This window comes from Bacillus sp. BS1807G30, assembly GCF_040047675.1.
In the GTDB taxonomy this organism is placed as follows: Bacteria; Bacillota; Bacilli; order Bacillales; family Bacillaceae; genus Bacillus; species Bacillus altitudinis.
This window is the reverse complement of sequence record NZ_CP157353.1, coordinates 2,201,722-2,215,721: the sequence shown is the minus strand read 5'-3', so window position 1 is coordinate 2,215,721 and position 14,000 is coordinate 2,201,722. Positions and strand designations below refer to the sequence as shown.

Genomic DNA, 14,000 nt, shown 5'->3' with positions numbered 1-14,000 from the left:
GGCATGAATGATAAAGGATTTACACTGTTAGAAATGTTAATTGTCATGCTTGTGATCTCCATTCTTTTATTGATTACCATTCCAAATATCACTCGGCATCATCAAAGCATTCAAGCAAAGGGCTGTGAAGGGCTGAAATCAATGGTGAGTACACAGGTAATGGCATATGAATTAGAGCATGATGGCAAGACGCCATCTTTAGCTGAATTAGAAAAAGAAGGCTATGTCAAAAAGGGATTAACTTGTCCGAATGGAAAGGCAATTTTCATTCAAAATGGGGATGTGAAAAATGAATAAATCGCTTTTCCAGGAGAAAGGATTTACACTCATTGAGCAGCTCTTGATCGTCATGATTTTCTCTATCTTATTATCGATAATAGGTGGAAAAGTTCCCAATATATTAGAAAGTGCTGAAGCAAAAAAGCAAGTGAACTTGCTAAAACAAGATCTTCAATTGGCATCTTATACTGCATTTATTAAAAAAACACGAGTAACTGTTGAGTTTCACCCGACCAATGTATCTTATCAAGTCATCGAGCAGAATAGTAAGCAGATCATTGCTTCTCATGCACACAAAAAAGGTACCATTAAGCACTCTACATTCCAACAAGGCCTTCACTTTAATAAAAACGGACATCCCAATAGCGGCGGTTCTCTCATTGTTCAATTTGGCAGTCAAATATATAAACTCACGATTTACTTAGGGAGCGGGCGAATTCATGTTCAGAAACAATAAAGGATTTAGTACGTTTGAGATGCTCTTTTCTTGCCATCTCTTTCTATTTGCTGCTCTTGTGCTCGTGCCATCCTTTGAAAAACTGACAATAGGGAAAGAAGAATTAAGAGCCAAACTGGAAGCTTATCAAATTTTACATGAGTATATGAATAAAGCTTTTATAGAAGGTCAAAAGAAAACAAGTACAAAGAAACGAGGCGAGATCACATATGAATTCATTTGGGGTCAGGAGAAGGGATGTGTTTCATACAAAGTACAAAAAAAGCAGACGATTTGCTTTTGGCATTTGGAGCGATGAACAAGGCTTTACACTCGCACAAGCAATATGGCAATTGCAGCTATTTTTGCTGCTTTCTTTTGGCTGCATGCTGCTTTTATCAATTACTGAAAAAGCTCATCCGTTTGCAGAAATCAATAAGTTTTCACAATTGGAGTGGAAACAAACTGTCCTGCAATTAGAGGAGGATCTAAATTGTGCTGTCGCTGTAAGAGCGGTGAAAGAAGGAACAGCACTGGAGTACATGTCAAATCAAGGGCGGGTGGTGACGATTGAGCCATATCAAGAGATGCTTCGTAAACGAACGGATCAGGCAGGTCATCTCCCTTTATTACAAAAGGTGAAACAATTCCATGTAAGAACAAAACAGCAAACCACCACTCTCCAAGTCACAGATGTATTTGGTCAAGTACATGAAGCTGTTTTTTTCACTTACAAAGGAGTGATTCCTAAAACGTGAAAAGAGAAGATGGGTTTATTTATCCACACGTACTTGCTGTCAATCTTTTATTTTTATTGATTCTAGGCTCGATGACCATTGGGTTTCAAAAAGAGTTGAAAAGTGCAGAGCTCACGATTTCTTTTTATCAAAAACAGCAGTTATTTCGAATGGGTCTAAATGAAGCCGCAAATAAATTAAATCGGATTTGTGATCAGCCATTGAGCCCAATTGTCACAGAAGAAGGCCGAGTGACATTGAAGCGAATTGGGTGCGATCACAGAAAAAAGATAGTCCGCCTCTTGGTTAACATCGAAACAAATGGTGGTGTAACTGATGAGCGGGAACTAGAGATGAATAAGGAGACAGGAGAAATCAATCAATGGATCAGCACTTATTAGCGAGTGTATAAAACGATACTCTTCTTGGTAACACTTTAAGGAAGAAGAGGTGAGTGTTCGATGAAGACAAATGATTATGTAAAATATATGACGCAGGAAATCATTAAATATATGAATACACCACGTGATGAGCGGAAAGAACATAAACAGGAAAAAATGGAGACAAAACCACCATTTTCTCAGCGTTTATTCGGTGTTCTGCCTTTTGGCTTCTCAATGATGCTAAAAAAACGTCAACGTCATCGACAAAAGTAAAAAGCCGCCAGCAGGCGGTTTTTTTAATGCCATTTTAGCTGTATTCTTCCACAACAATGACTTTATTGACCTTGTTCGAGTAAGGGTTATAGGAAATGGTGACATATACCCCAAATTCTTTGGCCTGATCTTTCAACGTAATATGATATTGCTTCACGGATTCTTTCTCCCGGTGCCGATCCCACACTTTTTGTTTGAATAAAACATGTGCTAACGGATACCGTTTTTTTGCTTCTTTGACTGCCCTTGTTTCCCATTGATCTGCGGCAACAGTGATTCCTTTTGCCTCCGCTAGATGAGCGCTTTGGATCAAAGGGCTTAACAGTAAACTGAGCATGATCATGATTCTTCCATAATTCAACTAACATCACCTCACCAATTATTATCCTGACCAAATCCTGCACTTTTATGTAAATTTTTAAGAAGTACAAATGTCACAGAAAAAAATATTGAATATGGCGAAAGAATGAGAAAATGGAAGAATTTTCTCGGTAATGTTCTTGTTTAAGAACAAAATGGACTAATTTGACGTTTTGGATTTTATAGGTAATTCCTTATACTGAGTGTAATCGTTCTTTTTAAAGAACAATTGTTCAAGGAGTTGAAAGATTCAATGAAACAGCCGCTCTTTGTACTATTTTGTGCTATTTGTTTGATTTTCACTTCTTTTTTTATTACGTCTACTAATGCTTCTTTTAACGATGTTGAGCATTCGAATTTTGTCATGAAAACATGTGAAAATTTCGAAGAGACAGATCAGCATTGCCAGCCGAAGAAATGGGATAAAAGCCATTTGAAACTGATCGATCAAACGATCATTGAGGGGACAGTCTGTGCGCCTCAAAAGTTGAGCATGTCACTAAAAAATATTGGACAACCCATCGCGCACTCTGAATGGAAGTGGGAACTGTATAAAGTAGAGAGTGCTCAGATGCCATTACAAGATGGCCATGTTATTGAAAAAGGTGCTATACAGTCCCTCTCATCAGAAGAAACGACGACTGTCACGGCAGTTAAAGCAAAAACAAATGGAATCTATTTGTTTAAAATCTATTATCCTAAAGGGTTTGGTGGTTCTGAAAAGCCATTCTTTACGTCTCAACATATGCAGCTTTCGAACTGTCAAGAAAAGGCGTCCTAAATAGGGTTTGCCTGCTGAATGAAACATGATATGTAAAGGGGAGAAAGGTATGAAAAAGTGGATGAAAATGTCTGGGAGTATTCTTTACGCGCTGGTCTTCACGATGATGATTGTGTGTATTATTGTCGTGTTGTCATCAAGAACAACAGGAGGAGATCCTCAGATTTTTGGTTATGAGTTCAAGCAAGTATTATCTGGATCAATGGAACCGGAATTTTCGACTGGTTCATTGATTGTCGTGAAACATGTCACCTCACCTGAAGCACTCAAAAAAGGGGATATTATTACGTTTCAAACGAAGCAAGACCAATCCTTTGTGACTCACCGCATTGTTGGGGTGAAAGGAAAAGGAGTAAATAAAGCCTTTGAGACAAAAGGAGACCACAATATGTATCAAGACGGCACGCTCGTCAAAGCGAATCAAGTGACTGCGCAGTATACGGGAGTGAACATTCCTTATGCAGGAAAGCTTCTTTCGTATGCAGGAACTTCTGCTGGGACCGCTCTTTTGCTCATCATTCCAGGGGTGATGCTGCTTGTTTATTCAACCATTCATTTTGTTGGTGCTGCCAAACATCGAAGACATACGGCTGAGTTACATATGTCAGAGGAACAAGCATAAATTTTCGTTTGTAACCTAAATCAGGTTTCAATAAAACAATTTATTAGGGGGTTCAATCATGGCAATGAAAAAATCAATTCGTTTAGGTGTTTTATCGGGAGCATTAGGTCTTGCTTTAATTGGAGGGGGAACGTGGGCTGCATTTAATGATGTTGAGACGGCAAACGCGGTCTACTCTACAGGAGAGCTGAATCTATCTGCAAAAGAGAATTCCGGCGCCATCAACCTTGCGAACATAAAACCCGGTGACCGTATAAAGAAGGAATTTAATTTTGAAAATAAAGGGTCTCTTGCAATTAATCAAGTCCTGATGAGTCTTGATTACAGCCAATTTCAAGATGGAACATCAGCGAAAAATGGCGGGAAGAATACAGCTGAAGAATTCCTCAGCCAATTTCAGGTGAGTGTTCTAACGGTTGGAGCCGAAGGTGGGAATGGATACCCGAAAAATATTATTTTAGACCATGCAAACCTGCTTGACCTGCATCTATTAACGTCAAAGCAGGATCAGACCGCATTTGAAAAGCTTCGTCATGCCGTCGATGAGAAGTTTTTACATGAAAGTGGTAAAATTAATGTTGCCACCGTTGATGGGTCAACAGCTCCAGAGTATGACGGCATTCCAAAGAATCCGTTTGATTACGATAAAATGGAAATGATCATTGAATTTGTCAATGACCAGACGAAGGATAAAGCGGGTCACTATATCCAAAATAAATACCAAGGCGATGCGATTCAAATTGATCTTTCCTTCGAAGCGACTCAGTGGAATGGTTTAACGATCAATCCAAAAAAGCATACGGATGAAAAAGGCTACGTGAAAGAAAACGAAAAAGCACACAGCGAAGATAAAAAATAAAGTCAGTCTTTAGACTGATAACAAGATCTGCATAGCAATTGGAGGAGTATGCGCTAAAACATGCGCATTACTCCTCTTCTTGCTTTTTTTTCCAGATTTGATAATCTAAAAATTCACGAAATTGCTTTTTCGAAACCCCTGATGTCATTGCATCTCGAACTAGTTTTTCCCATTCACTATCTAATTGACCATCGTATTCGGTTTCATCATTTTCGTTTAACAGTGTATGAACCGAGACGTCCAGAACAGCGGAGACTTTTTCAAGAAATTGAATGGAGGGGTTTGTTTGCAAGTTTCTTTCTATTGAACTTAAATAAGACTTCGCTACCCCAGCCTTTTCGGCCAGTTCTGATAGTGAGTAGCCTTTTTCATTGCGGTATTGTTTAATACGCTGGCCAATCAATGTCATCACCTTCCTTTCGATATTATAGCACATTCAGAAAGGTTTGATAGAATGACTTCTTGCCATAGGGGGAGACTCAGAGGACTTTTCGCGTGATTTGAGAAAATGACGGACTTCTTCAACTGTTAGTCCTGCTTTGCGCGCTTCGCGTAATAATTGAACCCATTCACTGTCTAATAACTTCGTTTTCTTTTCCATACAAATACCCTCCTAAAATACTGAATCGTGTATTTCAGGCACTTAACGCATGAAATGGAAAAACACAGGTGATAAGACCTCATAGATTGCTTGCGTCATGTTTCCGCCCAATACAAACAGACAAACGTTGCTTTTGATTGATCGAAAATTTGATATCACATGAAAGGGAGGGAGACTCGCTAAGTCAGCCTCCTCTTTTTTGCTGTAAGTAAAAAAGTCCGCCATTTTCAATCGTAAGACTGATTTTTGGTTCGTATAAAGTTTTAAGTGCTTGTCTTTCTATTTCATATTCTACAGATGTGTCTGAAGTCCCTTCATAAAATTGGTTTAAAAGTTTCGAGTCTTCTTTCCACTTTTGAACAGCTCTTACCGCCCAATCATCCGGCTCTTCATTGGCATAACGTTCCATCAGGCTGTAAAGCCGTTTGACGCCGCTCTCTGGCTTAATCATCGTACTCATTGTGAAGCAATAATCAGGAATTTGAGACGATAGCTCACGCGCTTCCAGCTTCTCTTGAAATTGTTCGATGACTTCTCCGCGTATTAGATGAAGTCCAAGAGACAGCAGTTTATCTTTTTTACGGTCTGCCAGATAGGATATTTTGACATTGAGACCAAGCCACGGCTCCAGTGCGATCTGGCTGTTTGTGAGCGGTCTGACTTTTTCATACAGCCGAATAAAACGGCCTTGTTGTTTCACAGCCTCGAATATTTGGAATAAACGAGGGGAGCCGAAGTGGACAAATTCTCCTTCGACCGAGTCATCAGCTTTTTTTTGATCGGTGATCAAAGTCAATTGCCGCGGCTCAGGTACGCCTCCCGTTTTTTCGAGCCAATGCCAATAAAAAGGGCGGTTCATGATCAATTTATCCATTTCGATTGTCAGTTGTACGGTCAGGTGCCCTGCACTTTCTTCAAGTATGTCGCATTGATTTGCCTGAAAGAAACGGAGAAGAAATGTGTGAATCTCGCGCTGCTCCATTGGTCAACTCTCCTTTATGAACCTTGCTGTCTTTCTTCTAAAAGCAGTGTTTGTGCTTCTGTTAAATAGGAAGCAAATTGGGTTAATTTCTTTTTCATGTCTACGTCAGACTCGTGCTGGAAGAGAATTTGATGCAATTCTGTTTCAGCATCTTGGATATCAATTCGGGTTAAAATATCATCTAGATCGCCAATGACGTTTTCAAACAGCTGAATTTTTTCATATAAAAGTTTTAAAATATGTTCTTCGACTGTCCCGCTAGTTGCCATATTGTAAATGTGGACATCCCGCTCTTGACCGAGCCGGTGAATACGTCCAATTCTTTGTTCCAAGCGCATTGGGTTCCACGGAAGGTCGTAGTTGATGATTTGGTTGCAAAACTGAAGGTTGATCCCCTCGCCGCCTGCTTCTGTCGCGATGAGCACTTGCGCCCGCTCTCTAAATAAATCTTTCATCCAGTCTTTTTTACTCCGTTTAAACCCGCCTCGAAAAGGGACCGAACTGATGCCGTTTTGCTGGAGAAACCATTGTAAATAAATTTGTGTCGCACGGTATTCAGTGAAAATAATGACTTTTTCATTTAATTGCTGAATGAGTTTAACGACTTCAAGTGCTTTAGAATTTTGTTCTACCTGGTTGATTTTCTCCATGATTTGCATCATCGCAGAAGCGCCTAGAATGTGTTTTTCCTCTTCTTGCATTTTTTTGATGGTCATATAGACGGCCTCACGGCTCGAACAGCATTCTCGTTCTAAGGTCATAATTGAAAACATGTGCTTCGTATAGGAAGGGTTTTCTTTTAACTTACAAATTTCATCATATAATGCTTGTTCTGTTGGGGAGAAATCAATAGAAATTGTCTTCACATGACGCTTTGACCACTCGATGCCAGTGTCTTGTCTCCGGTTCCGAATCATGACTTTATTGACTAACTGTTTTAGCCGGTCATGGTCTTCAAGTTGAAGATCTTTTTTGGCAAAGAGGTCTTTAAATTGTGTTTCATTACCTAAATGGCCTGGCTTCAACAGAGAGACGAGATTAAAAATTTCTCCTATCCGATTTTGGATAGGTGTGGCTGTGAGCAGTAGGCAGAACTTTTTATTCAAATTTCTCACAAACTCATAGTTTTTCGTTTTATTGTTTTTCAGTTTGTGTGCTTCATCAATAATGACCATATCGTAGGAGATGGATAAGATCGTGTCTCGATGCGGCTGTCTTTTGGCTGTATCAATTGAGGAAACCACAACATCGCACTGCTCCCACACATAGCTCTTCTTTTGCTCGACAGCATCTATGTAAAATTTCGTCCGCAGTTCTTGTACCCATTGGGACACAAGGGAGGCGGGTACGAGAATGAGAATCTTTTTGGCAAGTCCGCGAATCATGTATTCTTTGATAATCAGTCCTGCTTCAACGGTTTTTCCAAGACCCACTTCATCTGCTAAAATGGCTTTCCCATTCATCTCTTCTACGACTCTTCTAGCGACTTCGAGCTGGTGTTTTAAAGGAGTAAATGCAGGCAGGTGCGCAGGTGCTTGCAGTCCTTCAAATGAATCAATGGCTGTCACTTTTTGTACCTGTGCTGCTAAACGGTACATATCCCAATTCGCCCAGGGACCGTCTGCTGTAAGCCGCTTTTGAAATTCACTTGCCCATTTTTGATCAAATATCGTTTGAATATTCAATGTGACCGCCTGCCTTTCTGGTAGAGTGATGATAAAATCGTTCTGTTTTTAAACGCTTCATTTTTTGATAGCGATTTAAAAGATGTTATATATCAATAAAAGCGAACGATAATGAATGATTATTTTAAAAATGTTAATGATTTTTCTGTTGCTCTTCATCCATTTCTAATGGTAGGATGTTGGTAAGTGATCTAGAGAATAAGTCACCCATTTTGATAGTATGTCCAATAAAGGTGAAGAATATGAGCGGATGATGGTATGGGGAGAGACCTAGCGGTTATTTTGCACTGACAGGCGCCGAAGGAGCAAGCTGAATTGGTTCAGTGAATCTCTCAGGCAAAAGTACTCTTACCGGACGCAACTCTGGAGAGTGTTTGCGCAGCGATTTTTAGCAAACCACCAAAGGGGAAAACGCACAATGATGTTGTGCTGTAAACTTTCAGGTGCAAGGACAGAGACTTCTTTTTGATAAAAGGGAGCGCTCTGTCCTTTTTTGCTGTGATTTTTTTCTGAAAATTCAGCTTGTGATGTGCACTGTAAGAAAAAAGGGGGAAACGATTGATGTTGAAACGAACACCGCTTTTTCATGCGTATGAAACGTTTGGCGCAAAAACCATTGACTTCGGGGGCTGGGAATTACCTGTCCAATTTTCTTCCATTAAAGAAGAACATGAAGCTGTTCGAACAAAAGCAGGACTGTTTGACGTGTCTCACATGGGTGAGGTGGAAGTCACAGGTCAGGGAGCCCTTCCTTTTTTACAAAGGTTATTAACCAATGATCTGTCAAAGCTGACAGACGGTAAGGCACTATATACAGCCATGTGTTATGAAGATGGCGGAACGGTGGATGATCTGCTCGTCTACCAAAAAGAAAAGAACAACTATTTACTTGTGATCAATGCTTCAAATATTGAAAAAGATGTGGATTGGCTGCTTAAACATCAAGGTGAGGAAGACGTTTCGATTAAAAATGTCTCTGATCAAACCGCCTTGTTAGCCCTTCAAGGACCTCTTGCTGCTGACATCATCAAAGATGTTGCGGATGAAGAGGTAACGTCATTGAAGCCATTTACGTTTTTATCAAAAGCAATCATTGCGCAAAAAGAGGTGCTTGTATCAAGAACCGGCTACACAGGAGAAGATGGCTTTGAAATCTACTGCCAGTCAGAAGATGCTGTTCACCTTTGGACCGCTTTATTAGAAGCCGGACAGCCGAAAGGACTGATCCCATGTGGACTCGGTGCACGTGACACCTTAAGATTTGAAGCAAGACTCCCGCTTTATGGCCAAGAGCTCACAAAGGATATTTCTCCTTTAGAAGGCGGCATTGGTTTTGCTGTTAAAACGGATAAAGAAGCAGATTTCATCGGAAAAGATGCACTTAAAAAACAAAAAGAAGAAGGTCCGAAGCGAAAGCTTGTCGGGATTGAAATGATAGATAAGGGGATTCCGCGGACAGACTATCCAGTCTTCTCAGGAGATAAGCAGATTGGTGTAGTCACAACCGGTACACAATCTCCAACATTAAAGAAAAATATTGGGCTTGCCTTGATTGAAACATCAGAGGCGCAGCTTGGGACAGAAGTGGAAGTGCAAGTTCGTAAAAAACGTCTAAAAGCCAAAATCGTCGCCACACCATTTTATAAAAGAGCCAAATAACGAGGAGGAATAGAGGATGAAGCACAGGTATTTGCCGCAAACAGAGCAAGATCAAAAAGAAATGCTGGATGTCATCGGTGTTCAGTCGATTGATGAGCTTTTCTCAGATATCCCAGAGAAAGTCAGATTCAAAGGTGCATACAACATCAAAGAAGCCGCATCTGAAACAGAGCTAGTGCGGGAATTGTCTCGTCTTGCTGCAAAAAATAAAGATACAGTGGCCTATGCCTCGTTTTTAGGTGCTGGTGTGTATGATCATTACCAGCCTGTGATTGTCGACCATGTGATTTCACGTTCTGAATTTTATACAGCGTACACACCTTATCAGCCTGAAATTTCTCAAGGTGAATTGCAAGCAATCTTTGAATTTCAAACAATGATTGCTGAGCTGACCGGTATGGATCTTGCCAACTCCTCGATGTATGATGGCGGAACGGCATTAGCTGAAGCGGCGATGCTGGCTGCAGGACATACAAAGAAGAAAAAGGTTGTGGTCTCTGAAACGGTTCATCCTGAATCAAGAGCGGTGCTGAAAACATATGCGAAAGGACAACATATTGAAGTCGTCGAGGTACCTGCGCGAAAAGGTCAGACCGATCTAGCTGCATTAGAAGAAGCTGTCTGCGAGGAAACAGCAGCGGTCCTTGTACAATACCCAAACTTCTTCGGTGTTGTCGAACCGTTAAAAGACATTGAACCGATTGCACATAAAGGGAAAAGTCTGTTCATCGTCTCAAGTAACCCGCTTGCACTTGGTTTACTGACACCTCCAGGAAAGCTTGGAGCAGATATTGTCGTTGGTGATGCGCAGCCATTTGGCATTCCAGCTGCATTTGGCGGACCTCATTGTGGATATTTCGCTGTGACGAAAAAATTAATGCGGAAAGTGCCGGGGCGTTTAGTCGGACAAACAGAAGACGAGAACGGTGTGCGAGGATTTGTGCTGACCCTTCAAGCGCGCGAGCAGCATATCCGAAGAGACAAAGCGACTTCAAATATTTGTTCAAACCAAGCATTAAATGCGTTAGCCGCTTCTGTTGCAATGACGGCGCTTGGGAAAACAGGTATCAAAGACATTGCCTATCAAAACGTACAAAAAGCCCATTATGCCAAGACGCAGGCAGAAAAACACGGGTTACAGGCTGAAATAGAGGGCGCTCATTTTAATGAATTTGTGTTGAAACTGAATGAACCTGTGAAAGAAGCCAATAAACGATTACTTGAAAAAGGAATCATCGGCGGATATGACTTGGGACGGGATTATCCAGAGCTTCAGCAGCATATGCTTGTCGCTGTGACAGAACTAAGAACAAAAGAAGAAATTGATACGTTCATCAAGGAATTGGGGGATCGTCATGAATAAACAAGATCAGCCGCTTATTTTTGAATTATCCAAAGAAGGAAGAATTGGTTACAGCCTGCCTGATTTAGACGTACCTGAGGAGAAGCTCCCAGATTTATTTGATGAAACGTATATCCGCCATGAAGATGCGGAGCTGCCAGAGGTTTCTGAACTGGATATTATGCGTCACTACACAGCATTATCTAGACGTAATCACGGGGTCGATTCTGGCTTTTATCCTCTAGGCTCTTGTACGATGAAATATAATCCAAAGATTAACGAAAAGGTGGCACGTCTTGCAGGCTTCTCGCATGTGCATCCACTTCAAGAGGCAGACACTGTGCAAGGTGCATTAGAGTTACTTTATGATTTAGGTGACCATTTAGAAGAAATTACAGGAATGGACGCTGTGACATTACAGCCTGCGGCAGGAGCACATGGCGAATGGACGGGGCTCATGATGATTCGTGCATACCATGAAGCAAGAGGAGATCATAAACGAACAAAAGTCATCGTGCCTGATTCTGCTCATGGGACAAATCCCGCATCTGCAACCGTAGCTGGATTTGAAACGATTACGGTGGCATCTAATGAACATGGGCTTGTCGATTTAGACGACCTGCGCCGTGTTGTCAATGAAGAAACGGCGGCTCTCATGCTCACAAATCCCAATACACTCGGCCTTTTTGAAGAAAATATTTTAGAAATGGCTGAAATCGTCCACGGAGCAGGCGGGAAGCTTTATTATGATGGAGCGAACTTAAATGCCGTATTAAGCAGAGCAAGACCGGGGGATATGGGATTTGATGTGGTTCACTTAAATCTTCATAAAACCTTTACAGGTCCACACGGAGGAGGAGGCCCTGGTTCAGGTCCAGTTGGCGTGAAAAAGGATTTGATTCCATATTTGCCAAAGCCAGTGCTTGTGAAGAAAGATGATCGTTATTTCTTTGATTACGATCGTCCAGAATCCATCGGCCGTGTGAAACCGTTCTATGGGAACTTTGGTATCAATGTCAGAGCGTATGCGTATATCCGCTCTATGGGACCAGACGGCTTAAAGGCTGTAACTGATCATGCGGTGTTGAATGCAAACTATATGATGCGCCGCTTATGTGCTCATTATGATTTGCCATTTGATCGCCACTGTAAGCATGAATTTGTCCTTTCAGGTAAACGTCAAAAGAAACTAGGTGTGCGGACACTTGATATTGCCAAACGATTACTTGATTTTGGCTATCATCCGCCAACAATTTACTTCCCGCTAAATGTAGAGGAATGTATCATGATTGAACCAACTGAAACAGAATCAAAAGAAACCCTTGATGCATTTATTGAAGCGATGATTCAAATCGCAAAAGAAGCAGAAGAGAACCCAGAAGTCGTACAGGAAGCACCACATACAACCGTTGTGAAACGAATGGATGAAACAAAGGCAGCACGGAATCCAGTGCTAGTTTTTGAAAGAAAATAAAAAGACTCATGGGGGCAATAGCTCCCAGAGTCTTTTTTGTTAGTTCTTTGTTTTAATGCGGCCGCCCCATTTTTTAAAGCCACCTTTTAAATTATAAATCTCACGACAGCCATTTTTACGTAACGTTTGAGCAGCCTTTCCGCTTCTCAAATTATTTTGGCAATAGAGATAAACAGGCTTGTCAGGGCGTATTTCATTTTTGCGCTGCTTTAATTGTGAAAGGGGAATGTTTCTTGCGCCTAAAATATGTCCACCTTCAAACTCATTTGGTTCTCTCACATCAATGAGTTGGGCTTTGCGGTAACCTTTGATAAATTCTGCTTCCGTCAGCGTTTTCATAATGCGCTGCTGATAAATGTAACTGCCGATGGAATAAAGAACGAAAAGTCCACAAAGTGAGAGGACGATATAGTTGAATATTGGCAATACGACTCGACTCCTTCTTGAGCATCAGCACAGTCACCTGTCTGATGGTACGTTTTAGACAAATACTATTATAGTAAAGCAAAAGAAACTTGTCATCATAAATGGTAAGAATTATTTTCAATTCCTTCCCTATTTGATAGACTGATGAAGAGAGAAAATCGGTGGTCACCACCATTATCTAACATTGACTACGTAAAAGAGAAGGGATTTTATATGCAAAAAGAGAAATGGTGTTTCATTGATACAGGAAACCAAGACCCTGCCTTTAACATGGCAATGGACGAAGCCTTGCTTTATTGGCATAGCGAGAAGCTGATCCCGCCTGTGATCCGTTTTTATGGTTGGAATCCAGCGACATTATCTGTTGGATATTTTCAACATGTTGAAAAAGAAATCAACATGGAAGCGGTTGAGCGCTATGGTCTTGGATTTGTTCGCAGGCCTACAGGAGGCCGCGGCGTTCTTCATGATCAGGAATTGACCTACAGTGTCATCGTGTCAGAAGAGCACCCAGAGATGCCGGCGACGGTGACAGAGGCATACCGCGTCATTTCAGAAGGGATTTTAGAGGGCTTTAAAGAACTGGGACTCGATGCGTATTTTGCCATTCCTCGTACAGAAAAAGAAAAAGAAAGCTTAAAAAATCCAAGATCGTCTGTCTGTTTTGATGCGCCTTCATGGTACGAGCTTGTTGTAGAAGGCAGAAAAGTAGCAGGCAGTGCGCAAACAAGACAAAAAGGTGTGATCCTCCAGCATGGCTCGATTTTAATTGATCTTGATGAGGATAAATTGTTTGATTTATTTCTTTATCCAAACGATCGGGTGAGAGAGCGGATGCAGCGCAGTTTTAAAAACAAAGCGGTGGCGATCAATGAAATTTCAGATCGAACATGTACGATAGACGATGCGCGTGTTGCATTTAAACGAGGATTTGAAAAAGGATTAAATATCGAGCTTGTGCCTTATGAGCTGACAGATGAAGAGTTGGCATTTGTTCATCACCTCGCCAAAACGAAATACGCCACAGATGATTGGAATTACAAGCGTTAAGACGAAGGACTCTTCTTGTTTTTTAATGGGCGATGGTGTAGAATTGTTATG

General features: G+C 41.1%; 19 protein-coding genes and 1 riboswitch. Of the genes, 13 read left to right on the top strand and 6 right to left on the bottom strand.

The genetic code is table 11. The features are described from left to right. Nucleotides 1–3: 3 nt before the first annotated feature. The 6 genes from comGC to ABG082_RS11370 are packed head-to-tail and all read left to right on the top strand — an operon-like array spanning nucleotide 4 to nucleotide 2,108. On the top strand, nucleotides 4–297 hold the full coding sequence (comGC, locus tag ABG082_RS11395; protein ID WP_008342186.1) for a competence type IV pilus major pilin ComGC: 294 nt from the start codon (nucleotides 4–6) through the stop codon (nucleotides 295–297). Then, on the top strand, nucleotides 290–736 hold the full coding sequence (gene comGD / locus ABG082_RS11390; protein WP_073413947.1) for a competence type IV pilus minor pilin ComGD: 447 nt from the start codon (nucleotides 290–292) through the stop codon (nucleotides 734–736). The genes comGC and comGD overlap by 8 nt, the downstream gene beginning before the upstream one ends. Then, a complete protein-coding gene (gene comGE / locus ABG082_RS11385) occupies nucleotides 720–1,034 on the top strand; it encodes a competence type IV pilus minor pilin ComGE (protein WP_065460696.1) in 315 nt (104 codons plus the stop codon). The genes comGD and comGE overlap by 17 nt, the downstream gene beginning before the upstream one ends. Further along, on the top strand, nucleotides 976–1,473 hold the full coding sequence (gene comGF, locus ABG082_RS11380) for a competence type IV pilus minor pilin ComGF (RefSeq protein WP_065460694.1): 498 nt from the start codon (nucleotides 976–978) through the stop codon (nucleotides 1,471–1,473). Before comGE ends, comGF begins: the two co-directional genes overlap by 59 nt. Continuing rightward, nucleotides 1,470–1,853, top strand: coding sequence for a competence type IV pilus minor pilin ComGG (gene comGG, locus ABG082_RS11375; RefSeq protein WP_272511702.1), 384 nt, complete (start codon nucleotides 1,470–1,472; stop codon nucleotides 1,851–1,853). The genes comGF and comGG overlap by 4 nt, the downstream gene beginning before the upstream one ends. 60 nt (nucleotides 1,854–1,913) lie before the next feature. After that, nucleotides 1,914–2,108: a YqzE family protein gene (locus ABG082_RS11370; protein ID WP_008342191.1), complete on the top strand. Its 195-nt coding sequence runs from the start codon at nucleotides 1,914–1,916 to the stop codon at nucleotides 2,106–2,108. 34 nt (nucleotides 2,109–2,142) lie between these two features. Here ABG082_RS11370 and ABG082_RS11365 read toward each other — a convergent pair whose 3' ends face one another. Then, nucleotides 2,143–2,469, bottom strand: coding sequence for a DUF3889 domain-containing protein (locus ABG082_RS11365; protein ID WP_348936105.1), 327 nt, complete (start codon nucleotides 2,467–2,469; stop codon nucleotides 2,143–2,145). Nucleotides 2,470–2,721: 252 nt separating this feature from the next. Here ABG082_RS11365 and tapA point away from each other — a divergent pair, with 252 nt between their 5' ends. The 3 genes from tapA to ABG082_RS11350 are packed head-to-tail and all read left to right on the top strand — an operon-like array spanning nucleotide 2,722 to nucleotide 4,730. Beyond that, nucleotides 2,722–3,249, top strand: coding sequence for an amyloid fiber anchoring/assembly protein TapA (gene tapA / locus ABG082_RS11360; protein ID WP_348936104.1), 528 nt, complete (start codon nucleotides 2,722–2,724; stop codon nucleotides 3,247–3,249). A gap of 49 nt (nucleotides 3,250–3,298) precedes the next feature. Further along, complete coding sequence (locus ABG082_RS11355; RefSeq protein WP_041091749.1) at nucleotides 3,299–3,871, top strand: signal peptidase I; 573 nt, start codon at nucleotides 3,299–3,301, stop codon at nucleotides 3,869–3,871. A 58-nt stretch (nucleotides 3,872–3,929) separates the two neighbouring features. Continuing rightward, nucleotides 3,930–4,730, top strand: coding sequence for a TasA family protein (locus ABG082_RS11350; protein WP_035390805.1), 801 nt, complete (start codon nucleotides 3,930–3,932; stop codon nucleotides 4,728–4,730). A 67-nt stretch (nucleotides 4,731–4,797) separates the two neighbouring features. Here the strand turns inward: ABG082_RS11350 and ABG082_RS11345 are convergent, their stop codons facing one another. From ABG082_RS11345 to ABG082_RS11330, 4 genes are all read right to left on the bottom strand, one after another. Beyond that, nucleotides 4,798–5,133 carry a helix-turn-helix domain-containing protein gene (locus tag ABG082_RS11345; protein ID WP_017357978.1) on the bottom strand — a complete coding sequence of 112 codons (336 nt, stop codon included), beginning with the start codon at nucleotides 5,131–5,133 and terminating at the stop codon, nucleotides 4,798–4,800. Nucleotides 5,134–5,166: 33 nt separating this feature from the next. Further along, nucleotides 5,167–5,331, bottom strand: a complete 165-nt coding sequence (locus ABG082_RS11340; RefSeq protein WP_008342197.1) for an anti-repressor SinI family protein — start codon at nucleotides 5,329–5,331, stop codon at nucleotides 5,167–5,169. A gap of 184 nt (nucleotides 5,332–5,515) precedes the next feature. Continuing rightward, nucleotides 5,516–6,313, bottom strand: coding sequence for a YqhG family protein (locus ABG082_RS11335; RefSeq protein ID WP_035390802.1), 798 nt, complete (start codon nucleotides 6,311–6,313; stop codon nucleotides 5,516–5,518). A 14-nt stretch (nucleotides 6,314–6,327) separates the two neighbouring features. Further along, a complete protein-coding gene (locus tag ABG082_RS11330; RefSeq protein WP_348936103.1) occupies nucleotides 6,328–7,998 on the bottom strand; it encodes an SNF2-related protein in 1,671 nt (556 codons plus the stop codon). A gap of 250 nt (nucleotides 7,999–8,248) precedes the next feature. Continuing rightward, a riboswitch (glycine riboswitch) is annotated at nucleotides 8,249–8,356 on the top strand. A gap of 203 nt (nucleotides 8,357–8,559) precedes the next feature. On the opposite strand from ABG082_RS11330, the gene gcvT reads away from it, so the two are divergent. Genes gcvT through gcvPB form a run of 3 tightly spaced genes read left to right on the top strand, consistent with a single transcriptional unit; the run spans nucleotide 8,560 to nucleotide 12,473 of the window. Further along, nucleotides 8,560–9,657 carry a glycine cleavage system aminomethyltransferase GcvT gene (gene gcvT / locus ABG082_RS11325; RefSeq protein WP_019743009.1) on the top strand — a complete coding sequence of 366 codons (1,098 nt, stop codon included), beginning with the start codon at nucleotides 8,560–8,562 and terminating at the stop codon, nucleotides 9,655–9,657. Between the two features lie 16 nt (nucleotides 9,658–9,673). After that, nucleotides 9,674–11,020 carry an aminomethyl-transferring glycine dehydrogenase subunit GcvPA gene (gcvPA, locus tag ABG082_RS11320; RefSeq protein ID WP_341003464.1) on the top strand — a complete coding sequence of 449 codons (1,347 nt, stop codon included), beginning with the start codon at nucleotides 9,674–9,676 and terminating at the stop codon, nucleotides 11,018–11,020. Next, a complete protein-coding gene (gene gcvPB / locus ABG082_RS11315) occupies nucleotides 11,013–12,473 on the top strand; it encodes an aminomethyl-transferring glycine dehydrogenase subunit GcvPB (protein ID WP_348936102.1) in 1,461 nt (486 codons plus the stop codon). Before gcvPA ends, gcvPB begins: the two co-directional genes overlap by 8 nt. A gap of 39 nt (nucleotides 12,474–12,512) precedes the next feature. Here gcvPB and ABG082_RS11310 read toward each other — a convergent pair whose 3' ends face one another. Then, nucleotides 12,513–12,893, bottom strand: a complete 381-nt coding sequence (locus ABG082_RS11310) for a rhodanese-like domain-containing protein (protein ID WP_024718853.1) — start codon at nucleotides 12,891–12,893, stop codon at nucleotides 12,513–12,515. Between the two features lie 219 nt (nucleotides 12,894–13,112). On the opposite strand from ABG082_RS11310, the gene ABG082_RS11305 reads away from it, so the two are divergent. After that, nucleotides 13,113–13,949, top strand: coding sequence for a biotin/lipoate A/B protein ligase family protein (locus tag ABG082_RS11305; protein WP_017357972.1), 837 nt, complete (start codon nucleotides 13,113–13,115; stop codon nucleotides 13,947–13,949). Nucleotides 13,950–14,000: the final 51 nt, after the last annotated feature.

What these genes read in the sequence shown, in the direction of transcription:
- comGC (WP_008342186.1), top strand. Translation starts at nt 4, where the DNA reads ATGAATGATAAAGGATTTACACTGTTAGAAATGTTAATTGTCATGCTT.
- comGD (WP_073413947.1), top strand. Translation starts at nt 290, where the DNA reads ATGAATAAATCGCTTTTCCAGGAGAAAGGATTTACACTCATTGAGCAG.
- comGE (WP_065460696.1), top strand. Translation starts at nt 720, where the DNA reads ATGTTCAGAAACAATAAAGGATTTAGTACGTTTGAGATGCTCTTTTCT.
- ABG082_RS11370 (WP_008342191.1), top strand. Translation starts at nt 1,914, where the DNA reads ATGAAGACAAATGATTATGTAAAATATATGACGCAGGAAATCATTAAA.
- tapA (WP_348936104.1), top strand. Translation starts at nt 2,722, where the DNA reads ATGAAACAGCCGCTCTTTGTACTATTTTGTGCTATTTGTTTGATTTTC.
- ABG082_RS11355 (WP_041091749.1), top strand. Translation starts at nt 3,299, where the DNA reads ATGAAAAAGTGGATGAAAATGTCTGGGAGTATTCTTTACGCGCTGGTC.
- ABG082_RS11350 (WP_035390805.1), top strand. Translation starts at nt 3,930, where the DNA reads ATGGCAATGAAAAAATCAATTCGTTTAGGTGTTTTATCGGGAGCATTA.
- ABG082_RS11340 (WP_008342197.1), bottom strand. Translation starts at nt 5,331, where the DNA reads ATGGAAAAGAAAACGAAGTTATTAGACAGTGAATGGGTTCAATTATTA.
- ABG082_RS11335 (WP_035390802.1), bottom strand. Translation starts at nt 6,313, where the DNA reads ATGGAGCAGCGCGAGATTCACACATTTCTTCTCCGTTTCTTTCAGGCA.
- gcvT (WP_019743009.1), top strand. Translation starts at nt 8,560, where the DNA reads ATGTTGAAACGAACACCGCTTTTTCATGCGTATGAAACGTTTGGCGCA.
- gcvPA (WP_341003464.1), top strand. Translation starts at nt 9,674, where the DNA reads ATGAAGCACAGGTATTTGCCGCAAACAGAGCAAGATCAAAAAGAAATG.
- gcvPB (WP_348936102.1), top strand. Translation starts at nt 11,013, where the DNA reads ATGAATAAACAAGATCAGCCGCTTATTTTTGAATTATCCAAAGAAGGA.
- ABG082_RS11305 (WP_017357972.1), top strand. Translation starts at nt 13,113, where the DNA reads ATGCAAAAAGAGAAATGGTGTTTCATTGATACAGGAAACCAAGACCCT.